The sequence below is a fragment of the Cupriavidus sp. 94F1 genome, assembly GCF_057798875.1.
Genome location: NZ_JBYOJT010000004.1, coordinates 285593 through 300385 on the forward strand (window position 1 = coordinate 285593; position 14793 = coordinate 300385).

General features: G+C 67.1%; 12 protein-coding genes. 10 read left to right on the forward strand and 2 right to left on the reverse strand.

Annotation, left to right across the window (positions count from 1 at the left end; all coding sequences use genetic code 11):
• The first annotated feature begins 7 nt into the window (after positions 1 to 7).
• Positions 8 to 1648 (forward strand): sensor histidine kinase, encoded by a 1641-nt coding sequence (locus AC3FJ6_RS12205; protein WP_488772099.1) that lies wholly within the window; start codon positions 8 to 10, stop codon positions 1646 to 1648.
• An 11-nt stretch (positions 1649 to 1659) separates the two neighbouring features.
• Here the strand turns inward: AC3FJ6_RS12205 and AC3FJ6_RS12210 are convergent, their stop codons facing one another.
• Together AC3FJ6_RS12210 and AC3FJ6_RS12215 are read right to left on the reverse strand one after the other, a co-directional pair.
• Positions 1660 to 2097 (reverse strand): response regulator, encoded by a 438-nt coding sequence (locus AC3FJ6_RS12210; protein ID WP_400395617.1) that lies wholly within the window; start codon positions 2095 to 2097, stop codon positions 1660 to 1662.
• The gene (locus AC3FJ6_RS12215) at positions 2060 to 4519 is read right to left on the reverse strand and encodes an ATP-binding protein (protein ID WP_488772100.1); all 2460 of its coding nucleotides are present in this window, start codon (positions 4517 to 4519) and stop codon (positions 2060 to 2062) included. Before AC3FJ6_RS12215 ends, AC3FJ6_RS12210 begins: the two co-directional genes overlap by 38 nt.
• Before the next feature lie 295 nt (positions 4520 to 4814).
• Here AC3FJ6_RS12215 and AC3FJ6_RS12220 point away from each other — a divergent pair, with 295 nt between their 5' ends.
• The 9 genes from AC3FJ6_RS12220 to AC3FJ6_RS12260 all read left to right on the forward strand — a co-directional run bounded on the left by AC3FJ6_RS12220 (position 4815) and on the right by AC3FJ6_RS12260 (position 14690).
• Positions 4815 to 6323, forward strand: coding sequence for an NCS1 family nucleobase:cation symporter-1 (locus AC3FJ6_RS12220; protein ID WP_488772102.1), 1509 nt, complete (start codon positions 4815 to 4817; stop codon positions 6321 to 6323).
• 19 nt (positions 6324 to 6342) lie between these two features.
• Positions 6343 to 7080, forward strand: a complete 738-nt coding sequence (locus tag AC3FJ6_RS12225) for an aspartate/glutamate racemase family protein (protein WP_488772103.1) — start codon at positions 6343 to 6345, stop codon at positions 7078 to 7080.
• 112 nt (positions 7081 to 7192) lie between these two features.
• Positions 7193 to 7948, forward strand: coding sequence for a GntR family transcriptional regulator (locus AC3FJ6_RS12230; RefSeq protein ID WP_488772104.1), 756 nt, complete (start codon positions 7193 to 7195; stop codon positions 7946 to 7948).
• 19 nt (positions 7949 to 7967) lie between these two features.
• Positions 7968 to 8894 (forward strand): LysR family transcriptional regulator, encoded by a 927-nt coding sequence (locus tag AC3FJ6_RS12235; RefSeq protein ID WP_488772105.1) that lies wholly within the window; start codon positions 7968 to 7970, stop codon positions 8892 to 8894.
• A gap of 130 nt (positions 8895 to 9024) precedes the next feature.
• Entirely contained in the window at positions 9025 to 10221 is a 1197-nt protein-coding gene (locus AC3FJ6_RS12240; RefSeq protein WP_488772106.1) for an MFS transporter, read from the forward strand.
• 194 nt (positions 10222 to 10415) lie between these two features.
• On the forward strand, positions 10416 to 11159 hold the full coding sequence (locus tag AC3FJ6_RS12245; protein ID WP_488772107.1) for a hypothetical protein: 744 nt from the start codon (positions 10416 to 10418) through the stop codon (positions 11157 to 11159).
• 266 nt (positions 11160 to 11425) lie between these two features.
• Positions 11426 to 12748 (forward strand): MFS transporter, encoded by a 1323-nt coding sequence (locus AC3FJ6_RS12250; RefSeq protein ID WP_488772108.1) that lies wholly within the window; start codon positions 11426 to 11428, stop codon positions 12746 to 12748.
• A gap of 33 nt (positions 12749 to 12781) precedes the next feature.
• A complete protein-coding gene (locus AC3FJ6_RS12255; protein WP_488772109.1) occupies positions 12782 to 13372 on the forward strand; it encodes an RBBP9/YdeN family alpha/beta hydrolase in 591 nt (196 codons plus the stop codon).
• 127 nt (positions 13373 to 13499) lie between these two features.
• Entirely contained in the window at positions 13500 to 14690 is a 1191-nt protein-coding gene (locus AC3FJ6_RS12260; protein ID WP_487522365.1) for a porin, read from the forward strand.
• Positions 14691 to 14793 lie beyond the last annotated feature (103 nt).

Genomic DNA, 14793 nt, shown 5'->3' on the forward strand with positions numbered 1-14793 from the left:
TACGCTGATGCCCGACGCTCTCGAACAACAGCCACCGCTCCAACGTGCGTTTGATACGGGGGCGCTGTTCGACGCCCTGCCCGAGTCCTATCTGGTGCTAAATGCGGCGTTCGAAGTCGTGGCCGCCAATGCCCGTTACCTGGCCATGGCCGGCCGCTCGCGCAACGATGTCATGGGCAAGTCGGTCTTCGACATCAATCCCTCGCTGTCCGAATCCCAGATGGCGGCACGCCGGGATTGGCTTGCCAGCACGCTCGACGACCTGCTGGAAGGCGAATCGCGCCTGTCGCCGCTGATCCGCTACGACGGCCACCCCGCCGGCACCGGCAATACCGAACGATACTGGCAGGCGAAGGCGACGCGGCTGGATGGCGTATCGGACGCGGCATTCGTGCTCCAGGTCATGGACGTGACCGATCACATCGTCAAGACCGAACAGACCCGCCGCGAGCACGCCAAGCTGCGGTCGCAGGCGCGGCTGCGCCAGGTGCTGGTGGAAGAAGCCAATGCGGCGCTGCAAACGCACCGCAAACAGCTTGAGGAGCTGCTCGCGTTTGCCAAGGTTGGCGCGTGGGAACTCGACGTCGCCACCGGGTTCATGGCCTGTACCGACCAGTGCAAGGCCAACATGGGGCTGCAGCCGGACGACGCCATCAATGAGGCGCGGGTCTTTGGCGAACTGATGCACGTGGACGACCGCGAGATGGTGCGTACCGCCATGACAGCGGCCATCGCCAGCCGCGCGCATTTCGAGGTGGAGTACCGCGTGCTCTGGCAGGACGGCGCCATGCGCTGGCTGATGTCGCGCGGCGCCGCACGCTATCTCGAGGACGGCTCGGCCCAGTCGTTGATCGGCTTCACGATCGACATCACGGCGCGCAAGGCGTCGGAACTGCACTACCAGGCAGTGGCCGAGGAAGAGCAGCGCGCCCGCGAAGTGAGCGAGCGCGGTGCCCGCGCCATGGACCATTTCGTGGCAGCGGTCAGCCACGAACTACGCTCGCCGCTGCACGCCATCCTGTGGTGGACCACGCTGCTGGAGCGCGGCACCGACCCGGCCCACGTGCGGCGTGCCGGGGAGGTCATCGAACGCAATACCCGCCAGCTGGCCCGCATGGTGGACGATCTGCTCGACAGCGGTGCCATTGCCACCGGCAAGCTGTCGGTGGATCTGCGCCTGCTGGACATGGCGGCCCTGGCGGCCACGGTGGCCGAAGATCTGCGTCTGGATGCGGAGTCGAGGAACGTGACGCTGATCGTCGCGCCGGCGCTGCCCTGCCTGGTGATGGCCGACGAGCATCGGATCAAGCAGGTGGTGCTGAACCTGCTGACCAATGCGCTGAAGTTCGCGGAGCGCGGCACCGTGGAACTGGCCGTCGCGTCGGACGGCGCGCACGTCGTGCTATCCGTGCGGGATTCCGGCGTGGGCATCGCGCCCGAAGCACTCGAGCGCATCTTCGAGCGGTTCGAACAGGCCCACCGCGAACACGCCAATCGCGCGCCGGGCCTGGGCCTGGGGCTGTGGATGGTCAAGAATCTGGTGCTGATGCACAACGGCAGCGTGAGCGCGCACAGCGACGGACTGGGCAAGGGATCGATGTTCCGCGTGCAACTGCCTCGGGCGCAACTGGCGGGCGGCGCGCGCTAGCGCCGCGCAGGCTAGCGCGAGTACGGCGGCGGCTCGTTCAGCACGGCCCAGAATACGCCCAGGTCGTTGATGGCGGCCATGAAATCGTCAAACTCGACCGGCTTCACCACATAGGCATTGACGCCCAGGTCATAGCTCCTGAGCAGGTCGCGTTCCTCGCGCGACGATGTCAGCATCACGACCGGCACGCGGCGCAGCCGATCGTCCGCGCGCACCTCGCGCAGCACCTCGTGGCCGTCCACCTTCGGCAGCTTCTTGTCCAGCAGGATCACCGCCGGATTCTCTTCCGGGCGATCGGCATAGGCGCCTTCGCGGCGCAGGAAATCGAGCGCCTCCGCACCGTCGCGCACCGACACCACCGGGTTGGCAAGGCGGGTTTTCTGCAGCGCGATCAACGTCAGCTCGATGTCGTCAGGATTGTCTTCCACCAGCAGGATCGGCCTCAGCACGCTCGTTCTCCGGGTTTCTTGCATCTTTCAACACGGGCCGGTACGGCTGGCCCGACGACACCGCTGCCAGCCGGGCCGCGGCCTCGGCGGCCGTTTCATTGACACCGGCGGTGCCCTCCGGCACGAAATCACGCGGCAACGAAAACCAGATCGTGGCCCCGCGATCGACCTCGCCTTCGGCCCACGCCTTGCCGCCATGACGCTCGACAATACGCCGCACGCTGGCCAGTCCGATGCCGGTACCGGGGAATTCCTCCACGCGGTGCAGTCGCTGGAACACGCCAAACAGCTTGTCGGCGTAGCGCATGTCGAAGCCCACGCCGTTGTCGCGCACGAAGAACAGGTCCTGGCCTTCGAAGGCTGCCTCGCCGGGCATCGTGCCCACCTCGACCATGCCGGCAGGGCCCTCGGCATCGGCGCCGCGCGTGCCGGTGAATTTTATCGCGTTGGCGATCAGGTTCCGCAGCACCACGTCCATCAGCACCGGATCTGCCGTCACCTGACCCAGCGCGCCGACCTTGTATTGCAGGCGCCGCGTGCCAAGCCCCTTGGTTTCCTCGGCCAGCAGGCGCTCGGCCAGCGCCCGCAGGTCCACGCGCTGCGGACGCAGGGCGGCGCGCCCCATCTGCGAGAACGCCAGCAGGTCGTCCACGAGCTTGCCGCCGAAACGTGCCTGCGCAATGATGCGCTCGACAAAATGCCGGCCGCGCTCCGACAGCCGGTCCTGGTCCATCTCGCGCAGCAGATCGGCAAACCCGACGATATGACGCAGCGGCGCGCGCAGGTCATGCGACACCGAATACGAGAACCCTTCGAGTTCGCGGTTCACGCGGCCAAGCTCCAGCGCCAAATGGGCCAGTTCCTCGGCTCGCCGCAGCACGATGCCCAGCAACGCACCGCGAAACTCGGTGGCCATTTCCAGTTCCGCCGCCCGCCACGGTTCGCTCCGGCCGCGCACCGTCTGCGTCCAGACATCGAAGCTCTCGCGCGGCGACAGCGACGCCGACAGGTCCGCCAGCCTGGCGCGCGGGTCGCCCGCCCAGCGGATGGTGCGCACCACCTCGGCCCGGAACCAGATCACGTAGTTGCGGAACATGCGCGACAGCGGCACCACCAGCATGCCGGCTGCCTCGGGGCCCATGCCTTGCGCGGCGGCATCGGTCCATTCGGTCGCGAGCTGGTCGGTGGCATAGACGTCCTCGCCGCGCGTGTCCAGCCACGCCAGCAAGCCTTCGATGGCCGCGTCGGACGGGGCCTCGCCGATCCGGACGATACGGCCCTCGAACACCGCCGCCGCGCCCGTGGCACCCACCAGCGCCAGCAGGTCGTCGGCATCGCCCGAGATGGCCTCGATGAAGTCGTCGGTATTGGCCATGGACGCCAGCAGCCCGGTCTGCCGCCGGCGCAGCGCCAGGCGGTAGCTGGCCTCGTCGTGATCCTCCTTGGCCTCCACCTGCAGCGACAGCACCTGCGCGATGTGCTCGCACGCCGTGCGCACTTCGAACGACGCCACGCGCGCCGTGGCGTGATGGCAGGAGATCAGGCCCCATAACCGCCCGCGCACGACGATCGACATCGACATCGACGCGCAGGTGCCCATGTTCTTCATGTACTGCACGTGCACGGGCGAAATGCTGCGCAGCGATGCATAGGTCAGGTCGGTGGGCTGGCCCGTGGCGGGATGCAGCGCCGGCATCAGCGGGACCGCCACGTAGTCGGCATCGGCAATCAGGCGAATGCGGTTGCGCACGTACAGCGCGCGCGCCTGCGGCGGGATATCAGACGCCGGAAACCGCTGCCCCAGGTAACTGGTGTAGCCGGCATCCGTCGACTCGGCCAGCACGTGGCCGTGCCCTTCGTCGTCGAACGCGTACACCATGGTGCGGCCGAAACCCGTGATGCGATGCACTTCGTCTGCCGCCAGGCGCGCCAGCTCCTGGACGCTGTCCACGTCCTGCAGGCTGTTGATAAAGGTCCGGACCAGCGGATAGATCGATGCGAAGACGTCGGCGGTGCCGCGCGCGGGCTCGAATTCGACGATGCGCGCGCCCTGCCAAATGTGGACGACGATGGCCAGCGGCGAATACAAGCCAGCCGCCGCGCCGTCGCGCAGGCCGCGCGGGTCCGCCACCGATCCGGCATAGAGCGGAATGCCTTCGGCTTTCAGGGTCGCCAGCGCGTCGAGCGCCAGCGCGGCACCGTCACCGACCAGCGCCGCCAGCGGCTGGCCCAGCAACGGATCGATCTCGCCGGACGCCCTGCCGGCCAGCAGTGCCGTGTTGGCGCTGGCCTGCACGACGTTGCCGGCATCGTCGACGCTGACCAGAAAGCCATGCGGCTGAATGCCGCCAGGAATATGAATCGGTTCTTTGGCGCAATCCCCGGCCGCTGCCGCCGCCGTGGATGTGGGGTGGTGAACCATGCTTGCTCCGCCTTGAGGCATGGCGCCGATTTTGGCACAGCCACGCGGCCAGCGCCCGCTTTGTGCGGAATCGACAGCATTAGCGGGCCCCCGGGTAAAAACTGCAAGCGCCACGCCCCGACGGCCGCCCCGCATCGGGTCTACCCGCATTCGTCCCACGTTATGTTGACAATCAAAACTCTGTGACCTACAACTTCGTAAACAAATGAAAACGATTTTGTAGACAATTTTGTAGTCACATCGAAATCAACGATGACCTGCGCAAGGTACGCAAGGCCACCAACGGAGACCCGAAATGCCAGTGACCGCTTCGCCCGCCGTCGATACCCTCGGCACGGACGCCCCCGATAGCAACGCCGTGATCAAGCCAGGCTACGACGAGCGGCTGACCAATGAGGATCTTGCCCCGCTGCGCAAGCAGACCTGGGGCACCTACAACATTTTTGCGTTCTGGATGTCCGACGTGCACAGCGTGGGCGGCTACATCACCGCCGGCAGCCTGTTCGCGCTGGGGCTGTCCAGCTGGCAGGTGCTGCTGGCACTGCTGATCGGCATCGTGATCGTGCAGTGCTTCTGCAACCTGGTGGCCAAACCCAGCCAGGTCACCGGCACGCCCTACCCCGTCATCTGCCGCGCATCGTTCGGCGTGCTGGGCGCCAATATCCCCGCCATCATCCGCGGCCTGATCGCCGTGGCCTGGTATGGCATCCAGACCTACCTGGCCTCCAGCGCGTTCCTGGTGCTGGCGCTGCATTTCTTCCCGCAGCTGACGCCGTACGCCGACCTGAAGCAGCATGGCTTTGCCGGGCTGTCCTCGCTGGGCTGGGCCGCCTTCATGACACTCTGGGTGCTGCAGGCGCTGGTGTTCTGGACCGGCATGGAGACCATCCGCAAGTTCATCGACTGGGCCGGCCCCGCCGTGTACGTGGTGATGATTGCGCTGGCCATCTGGCTGGTCAACAAGGCCGGCATCGAGAACGTCAACTTCACGCTGAGCTTCCTGAAGTACCAGGGCTGGGATTCAGTGCCCGTGATGCTCAGCGCCATCGCGCTGGTGGTGTCGTACTTCTCGGGCCCGATGCTGAACTTCGGCGACTTCTCGCGCTACGCCAAGGACTTCCGGTCCGTGAAGCGCGGCAACTTCTGGGGCCTGCCGGTCAACTTCCTGGGGTTCTCGCTGCTGGTGGTGGTGACCACGTCGGCCACGCTGCCCGTGTTCGGCAAGCTGATCACCGACCCCGTGGAGACCGTCAGCCATATCGACAGCACCTTTGCGATGCTGCTGGGCGCGTTCACGTTCATGACCGCCACCATCGGTATCAACATCGTGGCCAACTTCGTGTCCCCGGCCTTCGACTTCTCGAACGTCTCGCCCAGGTACATCAGCTGGCGCACGGGCGGCATGATCGCGGCGGTGGCATCGATCTTCATCACGCCGTGGAACCTGTATAACCACCCGACGATGATCCACTACACGCTCGACGTGCTGGGTGCGTTCATCGGCCCGCTGTTCGGCATCCTGATCTCCGACTTCTTCCTTGTGCGCCGCCAGCGCGTGGTGGTGGACGACCTCTACACGCTGCGCAAGACCGGCACCTACTGGTACCGCCGCGGCTACAACCCCACCGCCGTGGCCACCATGATCCCCTCGGCCATCGTCCCCGTGCTGTGCGTGGTGATTCCGTCGTGGCAGTGGCTGGCCAGCTACAGCTGGTTCATTGGCATGGGCATTGCTCTGGTGCTGTACCGCGCGCTCGCGCCGCGGCTGATGCCGGCCCACATTGCCGATGCCCGCCAGGCCTGATTTCCCCGTGAACGACACCATGAAAATCAAGATCATCAATCCGAACACCACGCAGAGCATGACCGACAAGATCGGCCAGTGCGCCCGGGCCGTGGCCCACGGCGACACCCGCATCGTGGCCGTCAGTCCCCGCATGGGGCCGGCCTCGATCGAGAGCCACTACGACGAGGCGCTGAGCGTGCCGGGTATCCTGGACGAGATCCTGGCCGGCGAGCGCGAAGGCATCGACGGCTACGTGATCGCCTGCTTCGGCGACCCTGGCCTGTTCGCCGCGCGCGAACTGGCACGCGGGCCCGTGATCGGGGTAGCCGAGGCGGCCATGCATGCGGCCAGCTTCATCGGCACCAGCTTCAGCGTGGTCACCACGCTGTCGCGTACCTGCAATATCGCCTGGCACCTGGCCGAACGCTACGGCATGGCGCGTTTCTGCCGCAACGTGCGCGCCAGCGACCTGCCCGTGCTGGACCTGGAAAGGCCGGGCTCCGACGCACGCCGCATCATCACCGAAGCCTGCCGCCAGGCGCTGGCCGAAGACCGCAGCGACTGCATCGTGCTGGGCTGCGCCGGCATGACCGACCTCTGCGACGAGATTGCCGACGCGATCGGCGCGCCCGTCATCGACGGCGTCACCTGCGCCGTGAAGATGGCCGAGGCGCTGGTCTCGGTACGTCTGGCCACCAGCAAGCTGGGGGATTGGGCGCGCCCGCTGCCCAAGCCTTACGCCGGCATGTTGTCGCATTACGCCCTGAACGCGTGACGCCGGCGCACCGGTCCGGTGCCATCCGGCCCGGCGCAGTGCCATTTTTGTGTACGATACGCGTAACTTTTGTCTTCACTCGCTGCGCCCGCAGCGGGATATCGTCCACGACATGGCAACCCGACGCAAAAAATCCGCGGATTCCGAGCCGCCCGCCGCGCAGGACGGCGGCGAGCCCGCGGCATCCGAGGCCGCCGAATCCTCCGTCAATGCAGGCATCTACCAGGATCTGCTGAACGCGATCATGGAGCATCGGCTGCTGGCCGGCACCAAGCTCGTGGAAGAGCGGCTGTGCGAGGTCACCGGCGCCAGCCGCGCCCGGATCCGCCAGGTATTCGCCCGGCTGGCGCATGAAAAGCTGGTCACGCTGGTACCGAATCGCGGCGCATTCATCTCCAGCCCCAGCATCGAGGAAGCGCGCCAGGTCTTCCAGGCCCGGCGACTGGTGGAACCGGAACTTGCCGGCCTGCTTGCCACCACGGCCAACGCCACGCAGATCCGCAGCCTGCGCCGGCATATCCGCCAGGAAGACGACGCCCGCACGCGCGGCGACCGCGCCGCCGTGATCCGGCTGTCGGGCGAGTTCCACATCGTATTGGCCGAGATGGCCGGCAATGCCATCCTGGAAAAGCTGATTCGCGAAATGGTGTCGCTGACGTGCCTGATCATCACGCTCTACGACCGCCCCGGCGCACCGGCCTGCCCCGAGGACGAGCATCGCGTGCTGGTGGACGCCATCGAGCAGCGCAATGCCGCGCAGGCGCAGGCCGTGATGGCCGAACACCTGGCCCACATCGAAAGCTCGCTGGACCTGACCGTGCGCGAAACCGGCGCACCTGACTTCTACAGCATCTTCAGCAAGGGCTGACCGCCCGCACCGCCCGCCCATGGACAAGCTGCTCGCCCTGAAGATGTATGTCGAGACCGTCGATGCGAAAGGCTTCTCGGCCGCCGCGCGACGCATGAACCTGGCCACGTCGTCGGTCACGCGGATGCTGGACGGCCTGGAGGCCTCGCTGGGCACGGTGCTGCTCAACCGTTCCACGCGGCAGGTCACGGTGACCGAGGCCGGCGCCAGCTACTACCAGCAGGCGCGCCAGATCCTCGAAGCCGTGGCCGAAGCCGATGCCTCGATTGCCGATCACGGCGACCAGCCGGTGGGACAGTTGCGGGTATCGCTGCCGGTCGCGTTCGGGCGCTGCTGCATTTCGCCCCATCTGGGCGCCTGGCTGGCGCGCTATCCGCAGCTCGAACTCGATGTCGAATTGACCGACAGCATCGTTGACCTGCTTGGCGCCCGCGTGGATGTCTCCGTGCGGCTGGGCAGCGCGGCGGCCTATGACAACGTGATCGCCCGCGAGATGGGCCGGTTCCGCCGCCTGGTGGTGGCCAGCCCCGCCTGTCTCGACCAGCACGGCTGGCCTGCCGAGCCCGCCGACCTGGTCAACCACCGCTGCCTGCGCTTCAGCTTTGGCGCCCGCGACCAGGTCTGGCGGTTCCAACCCGGAACCAGTGTCGGCGGCGACCCGATCAGCGTGCCCATCGGCGGGCCGTTCCGCAGCAACAATATCGAAGTGTTGCGGGACATGGCGCTGGCCGGCAACGGCATCGCCCTGCTGCCGGACTGGCTCGTCGATGCCGATATTGCGGCGGGCCGGCTGACCGTGCTGTTCGACGACTGGTCGGTCACGCCGAACCAGTCCAGTTCGGTGGTCACCGCGCTTTACCTGCCGAGCCAGCGCGGCTCGCGGCGCATCGCGGCCTTCCTGGACTTCCTGGCCTCGCTGCCGGGGCCGACCGGCCAGCGCGACTGAATTCGCAGACGGATTTCGGTTTGGCCCGCTTTGCTTGTGGCGCAACGCTGAGTTGCGCCACATTGTGATTCCCGCAACGCCCCCGGGCGCCTACGCTCTGGACATCGCAACCCGATCTCCATCCAGAGCCATGCAAGCCCAAACCTCTCCCATTGCCGGCGCGTCCAGCGCCGCCCCCATGTCCGGCACGCTGGTCGCGCTGTTCTCGCTATGCGCCGGTGTGCTGGTGGCCAACCTGTACTACGCCCAGCCGATCATCGAACTGATCGCGCCTGCCGTGGGCCTGTCCGCGCAGAGCGCCAGCGTGATTGTGTCGCTGACCCAGATCGGCTATGCCATTGGCCTGTTCTTCCTGGTGCCGCTGGCCGACCTGCTCGAAAACCGCCGGCTGCTGATGGTCAGCGGCGTGGCCGCGGCGGCCAGCCTGGTAGGCGCGGCGCTGTCTTCGCAACCGGGCGTGTTCCTGCTGGTGTCGCTACTGCTGGGCCTGAGCTCGGTCAGCGTGCAGATACTGATTCCGCTCGCGGCGCACCTGGCGCCCGAGGCGCTGCGCGGCCGTACCGTCGGCACCATCATGGGCGGCCTGCTGTCGGGCATCCTGCTGTCGCGGCCACTGTCGAGCATGGCGGCGCAGTGGTTCGGCTGGCGCGCGGTATTCTTCATCGCCGCCGCCATGACGCTGGCCACCGTGGCCATCATCGCGATGACGCTGCCGCGCCGCGTCCCCCAGCACCGTGCCAGCTACGGCAGCCTGCTGGCCTCGCTGTGGCACCTGTTCACGCGCTTCGCGGTGCTGCGTCAGCGCGCGCTGCTGCAAGCCCTGCTGTTTGCCGCGTTCAGCCTGTTCTGGACCGCCGCGCCGCTGGAACTGGCCGCGCGCTACGGGCTGTCGCAATCGCAGATCGGCCTGTTCGCGCTGGTCGGCGCGCTCGGCGCCGTGGCCGCACCCATTGCCGGCCGCCTGGCCGATGCCGGCCACACCCGCGTGGCATCGTTCGCGGCGCTGATCGTCGCCGCGCTGGCGTTCATCCCCGGCCTGATCCACGGCCACGCCGGCCTGTACGGCCTGGCACTGACCGGCATCGTGCTCGACTTCGCGGTGCAGATGAACATGGTGCTGGGCCAGCGTGCGGTCTACGCGCTCGACGCCCATAGCCGGGCGCGCCTGAACGCGCTGTACATGACCGCGATCTTTGCCGGCGGTGCGGCGGGTTCGGCCATCGCCAGCGCGCTGTACACGCAAGCGGGGTGGCAAGGCGTGGTGGCGGCAGGCAGCGGGCTGGCACTCGTGGCGCTGGGCGTACTGGCCCTCACCGCCCGCCGCTGAGCACGGTATTCCCTCTGCGCCCCTGGCCCACGTCCGCGCAGAGGGGCGCTGAGCCGTCAGCACCTGCGCAGACAGTGGCTTTGCAGTGCATCAGGCCTCAATTGAACTTTGCGCGGCCGTTTCATAGAATCCAGCGCGATGCTGGTCCGGCCTGTTCGACGCGCACCAGCGCCTCCTCGCGCGGAGAATTGCCGATGAAAGCCGTGCTTGCCCACATCATGCGCAGAAAACTGGCGTATGCGGAACTGCCGCTGTTCGTGCATATGCGCGACGAAAGCCTGCCCCCGCAGATTCGGCTCAGCTTCATGCGCGGCTTCGCATTTTTCGTCATGGCCTTCGGCGACCTCAACCGCCACGTGCTGCGCCGGACGCCGCCCTGCGACACCTGGCAGGAACAGGTCAACCTTCATACCTTCGAAGACGACCATCACTGGCCGTGGTACCTGGAGGATTTCGAGACGCTGGGCTGGGACCGCGTCACCACCACCACCGACGCGATGCGCGAGCTCTGGCGCGACGATACCTGCCGCTGCCGCGTCCTGATGTACGACCTGTGCGCGATCGTGGCCGATGCCCACGGCCCCGAGCGCCTGGCCGTGATCGAAGCCATCGAGGAAACCGGCCATGTGCTGTTCTCGCTTACCACGCCGCTCGCGGACGCGCTCCAGGCGCGCCTGGGCGCCGAGCTGCGCTACCTGGGCGCTTACCATCTCGCGCTCGAATCCGGCCATATGCAGCACGCCGACCATTGGGCGCTGGCAGCCATCACGCTGTCAGACGCGCAGCGGCAGCACTGCGTGGCGCTCGTGGACCGCGTGTTCGACGCCTTCACCCTGTGGACGCACGAGGCCGACGACCAGATCCACCGCGCGGCCGCCCTTGCCGCCTGGCCGTACCCGGCGACGATCCGATCGGTGAGCGCGGGCAGTTCATCGTGATTTCCATGGCCCGCCGCCCACGCTGGCCAGCAAGGTGACGATCGCGTAACCGGGCACGGTGCGCGCGCGGTGCGGGCAAGCCGCGGCTCCGCAGCAACCCGAAGCGGGTTTTCCCGCACTGTCCCGTCAAGCAAAACGGATGTCCCGATAAGTCAAACCGTCAACCGTCATTCCCCGATACTTCGCTGGGTCGCGGCCACTCCGCGACTCGCCAGCAGGCCCCCGGCATTGTGCGGGGCGCCGCTGAGAATATCAGGAGACGGTTCATGTCGGGACTTCGTATTTCACGTCCTCAAGTTTTTGCCAGCGCCCCGAGCGCCCGGGCTTCACGTTATTACCCATGGCTGGTCTTTGCGCTGAGCTTCGGCCTGCTGCTGTCCGACTACATGTCGCGGCAGGTACTCAACGCACTGTTTCCGCTGCTGAAGGCGGAATGGGCGCTCACCGACGCCAATCTTGGCGCGCTGGGCGGCGTGGTGGCGCTGATGGTGGGCGTGCTCACACTGCCGCTTTCGATCCTGGCTGACCGCTGGGGCCGCGTGCGCAGCCTGACGCTGATGGCCGCGCTCTGGAGCCTGGCCACGCTGGGCTGCGCCATCGCCAACTCGTTCGGCGAAATGTTCGTCGCACGGCTCTTCGTGGGCATCGGCGAGGCCGCCTACGGCAGCGTCGGCATCGCACTGGTGCTGTCGGTCTTTCCGCGCCATCTGCGCGCCAGCCTCAGCGCAGCGTTCATTGCCGGCGGCGCATTCGGCTCGGTGCTTGGCATGGCGCTGGGCGGCGTGATATCGGCACATTTCGGCTGGCGTATCGCGTTTGTCAGCATGGCCCTGTTCGGCCTGGTGATGGTGGGCTTCTACCGCCTGCTGGTCACCGAGGAGCGCCTGAAGCTCCAACGCGAGGCGCTCAATGAACAGGCTGCCGAGGAACCCCGCCTGGGTCCGATGCCGCTGCGCGCACTGTGCAGCGCCCTGGTCGCTTCGCGCTCGATCATCTGTGCCTACGTCGGCAGCGCCCTGCAGCTGTTCGTGATGGGTTCGCTGCTGGCCTGGATGCCCAGCTTCCTGGGCCGCTACTACGGCCTGGCCACTGCGCAGGCCGGCCTGGGCGCCGCGTGCTTCGTCCTGGTGGGTGGTGCCGGCATGATCGTGTGCGGCGCGCTGACCGACCGTGTGGCACGCCACGCCCCGGCACGCAAATGGCTGATGGCCGTCACGTACAGCGTGCTGTGCTGCGCATTGCTCGGGACCGCGTTCCATCTGCAGGCAGGCACCGCACAGCTGGCCCTGATCGCCGGCGGCATGATGCTCGCAGGCGGCAGCGCCGGCCCGGCCAGCGCCGCCGTGGCCAACCTGACCGATCCCCGCATCCATGCCAGCGCGTTCGCCACGCTGACCCTGGTGAACAACCTGCTCGGCCTGGCGCCGGGGCCCTTCTTCACCGGCCTGATGGCTGACCACATCGGTCTGGCAGGCGCGCTGCAGTGGATGCCCGTTGCCGGCCTGATTGCCGCGATCTGCTTCCTGCTAGGCCGCCGCACCTATAGCGCGGACCTGCAACGCCTGGCGCAACGCCGCACCGCAGCCTGACCGCGCATCCTCCAACCCGCAAGCGATTCAAAGATGTTCTTGTCCCCCGAAATCACCGTACTGCTGGTGCCAGGGCTGCGCGACCACGTGGCAGACCACTGGCAGACCCTGCTGCAAGCCGAACTGGCGGCCCAAGGCCAGAAAGTGGCATCCGTGCCGCCGCTGGAACACCACAAGCTCAGCTGCGCCGCGCGCATGGTCGCCCTCGACCAGGCCATCGCCGCCATCGACGGACCGGTCGTGCTGGGCGCCCACAGCGCCGGTGTGATGATCACCGTGCACTGGGCCCGGCACCTGCACGGCCGCGTGCCGGCCGGCAAGATCCTTGGCGCGCTGCTAGCCACGCCTGCCGACCTGGAAACGCCGATGCCCCCGGGCTATCCGGAAGTGGCCACGCTGGACCAGAACGGCTGGCTGCCGGTGCCACGTCAGGCGCTGCCGTTTCCGTCGTTGCTCGCGGCCAGCCGCAACGATCCGCTGGCCTCGTTCGAGCGCACCACCGCGATGGCCCGGGACTGGGGCAGCGAACTGGTCGATCTCGGCCACGTGGGCCACCTGAACCCCGCGGCCGGCTTCGGGCCATGGCCGGAAGCCATGGCGCTGCTGGCACGGCTGGCCCGCTGAAACGCGGCACCACGGCACCACGGCAGGAAGCGGCCCAGGCCGCGACACAACAACATTTTCACAACACCGTAGTACCCATTCCGACGGGAACCCCCACTACACAAGACGTAAAAAAGGAGACTGTTTCATGAAGCTCAAGGGCATGGCCGTAGCCGCATTGTTCGCCTGTACCGGCAGCGCATTCGCGCAATCCACCGTCACGCTGTACGGCGTGATAGACGCCAGCGTGGAATACGCGAACCACGTTGCCCCGTACTCGGCGGCAGGCTTTACCCCCAATCCGGGCGCCGGCGATACGGTGTATCGCATGAACTCGGGCGGCCTGTCCGGTTCGCGCTGGGGTCTGCGCGGCACCGAGGATCTGGGCAATGGCCTGAAGAGCCTGTTCGTACTGGAAAGCGGCTTCAGCGGCGACAACGGCACCATGCAGCAGAGCGGCCGCCTGTTCGGCCGCCAGGCATTCGTTGGCCTGCAGCACCAGACGTTCGGCCAGATCACGCTGGGCCGTCAGTACACGTCGCTGTTCGCGGCGATGGCCAACTTCATGCCGACGGCCTACGCCACGCAGTACGAGCCGGCGGCCTTCATGGCCGGCAACAACTTCCGCGAGGACAACGTGCTGGCCTACAACGGCACGTTCGGCCCGCTGACCGCCATGGCGCACTTTTCGTTCGGCGCGGGCGTCCCCAACCTGCCGGCCGGCACAATCGCGTTCGGCGGCAACGGCGAGGTGCCGGGTGCCTTCCGTCGCGACAATGCCTTCGGTGCGGCCGCCGTGTACGCGGCCGGCCCGTTCGGCGCGGCGATTGCCTATGACCAGTGGAATCCGTCGATCAACAACGTGGCCGGCGTCTACCAGGGCAACACCGCCACGCTGAAGAAGGCTTCGGTGGCGGCCAGCTACACGATTGGCGCGGTCGCCAAGATCATGGGCGGCTACCGCTGGGGCAAGGCCGAGAACAACGCCACGAACGCGCAGATCCAGCGTGACGACTACTACTGGATCGGTGTGAACTACCAGGTGACGCCGGCCATTGGCCTGACGCTGGAATACGACTACGACGACCTCAAGCGCGACTACTTCAACCGGACCAATGCGCCGAATCCGTGGCAGGTTGCCTTTGTGGCCAACTACGCGTTCTCGAAGCGCACGGATCTGTACCTGAGCACGGCCTACGCCAAGCATGCCGGCCTGACCCTCGATGGCGCCAACACGAACCAGCTGGCATCGACCGGTGCCACGGGCAACAGCTACATCCTGGGCAACGGCCAGAGCAGCATGGTCGGGGTCAGCCTCGGCATCCGCCACAAGTTCTGATCATGTAGGGATCGGCACAGCTGGACGGGATACTCCTGCACCCCGCCGTCCAGCCGTGTCGAGCTTCGTTTGGCCGCCCCGGCGTGCGCGCTGGCGTGGCCAT

Coding starts and splice junctions, on each gene's coding strand:
- AC3FJ6_RS12205 (WP_488772099.1), top strand. CDS start 8: ATGCCCGACGCTCTCGAACAACAGCCACCGCTCCAACGTGCGTTTGAT.
- AC3FJ6_RS12215 (WP_488772100.1), bottom strand. CDS start 4,519: ATGGTTCACCACCCCACATCCACGGCGGCGGCAGCGGCCGGGGATTGC.
- AC3FJ6_RS12220 (WP_488772102.1), top strand. CDS start 4,815: ATGCCAGTGACCGCTTCGCCCGCCGTCGATACCCTCGGCACGGACGCC.
- AC3FJ6_RS12225 (WP_488772103.1), top strand. CDS start 6,343: ATGAAAATCAAGATCATCAATCCGAACACCACGCAGAGCATGACCGAC.
- AC3FJ6_RS12230 (WP_488772104.1), top strand. CDS start 7,193: ATGGCAACCCGACGCAAAAAATCCGCGGATTCCGAGCCGCCCGCCGCG.
- AC3FJ6_RS12235 (WP_488772105.1), top strand. CDS start 7,968: ATGGACAAGCTGCTCGCCCTGAAGATGTATGTCGAGACCGTCGATGCG.
- AC3FJ6_RS12240 (WP_488772106.1), top strand. CDS start 9,025: ATGCAAGCCCAAACCTCTCCCATTGCCGGCGCGTCCAGCGCCGCCCCC.
- AC3FJ6_RS12245 (WP_488772107.1), top strand. CDS start 10,416: ATGAAAGCCGTGCTTGCCCACATCATGCGCAGAAAACTGGCGTATGCG.
- AC3FJ6_RS12250 (WP_488772108.1), top strand. CDS start 11,426: ATGTCGGGACTTCGTATTTCACGTCCTCAAGTTTTTGCCAGCGCCCCG.
- AC3FJ6_RS12255 (WP_488772109.1), top strand. CDS start 12,782: ATGTTCTTGTCCCCCGAAATCACCGTACTGCTGGTGCCAGGGCTGCGC.
- AC3FJ6_RS12260 (WP_487522365.1), top strand. CDS start 13,500: ATGAAGCTCAAGGGCATGGCCGTAGCCGCATTGTTCGCCTGTACCGGC.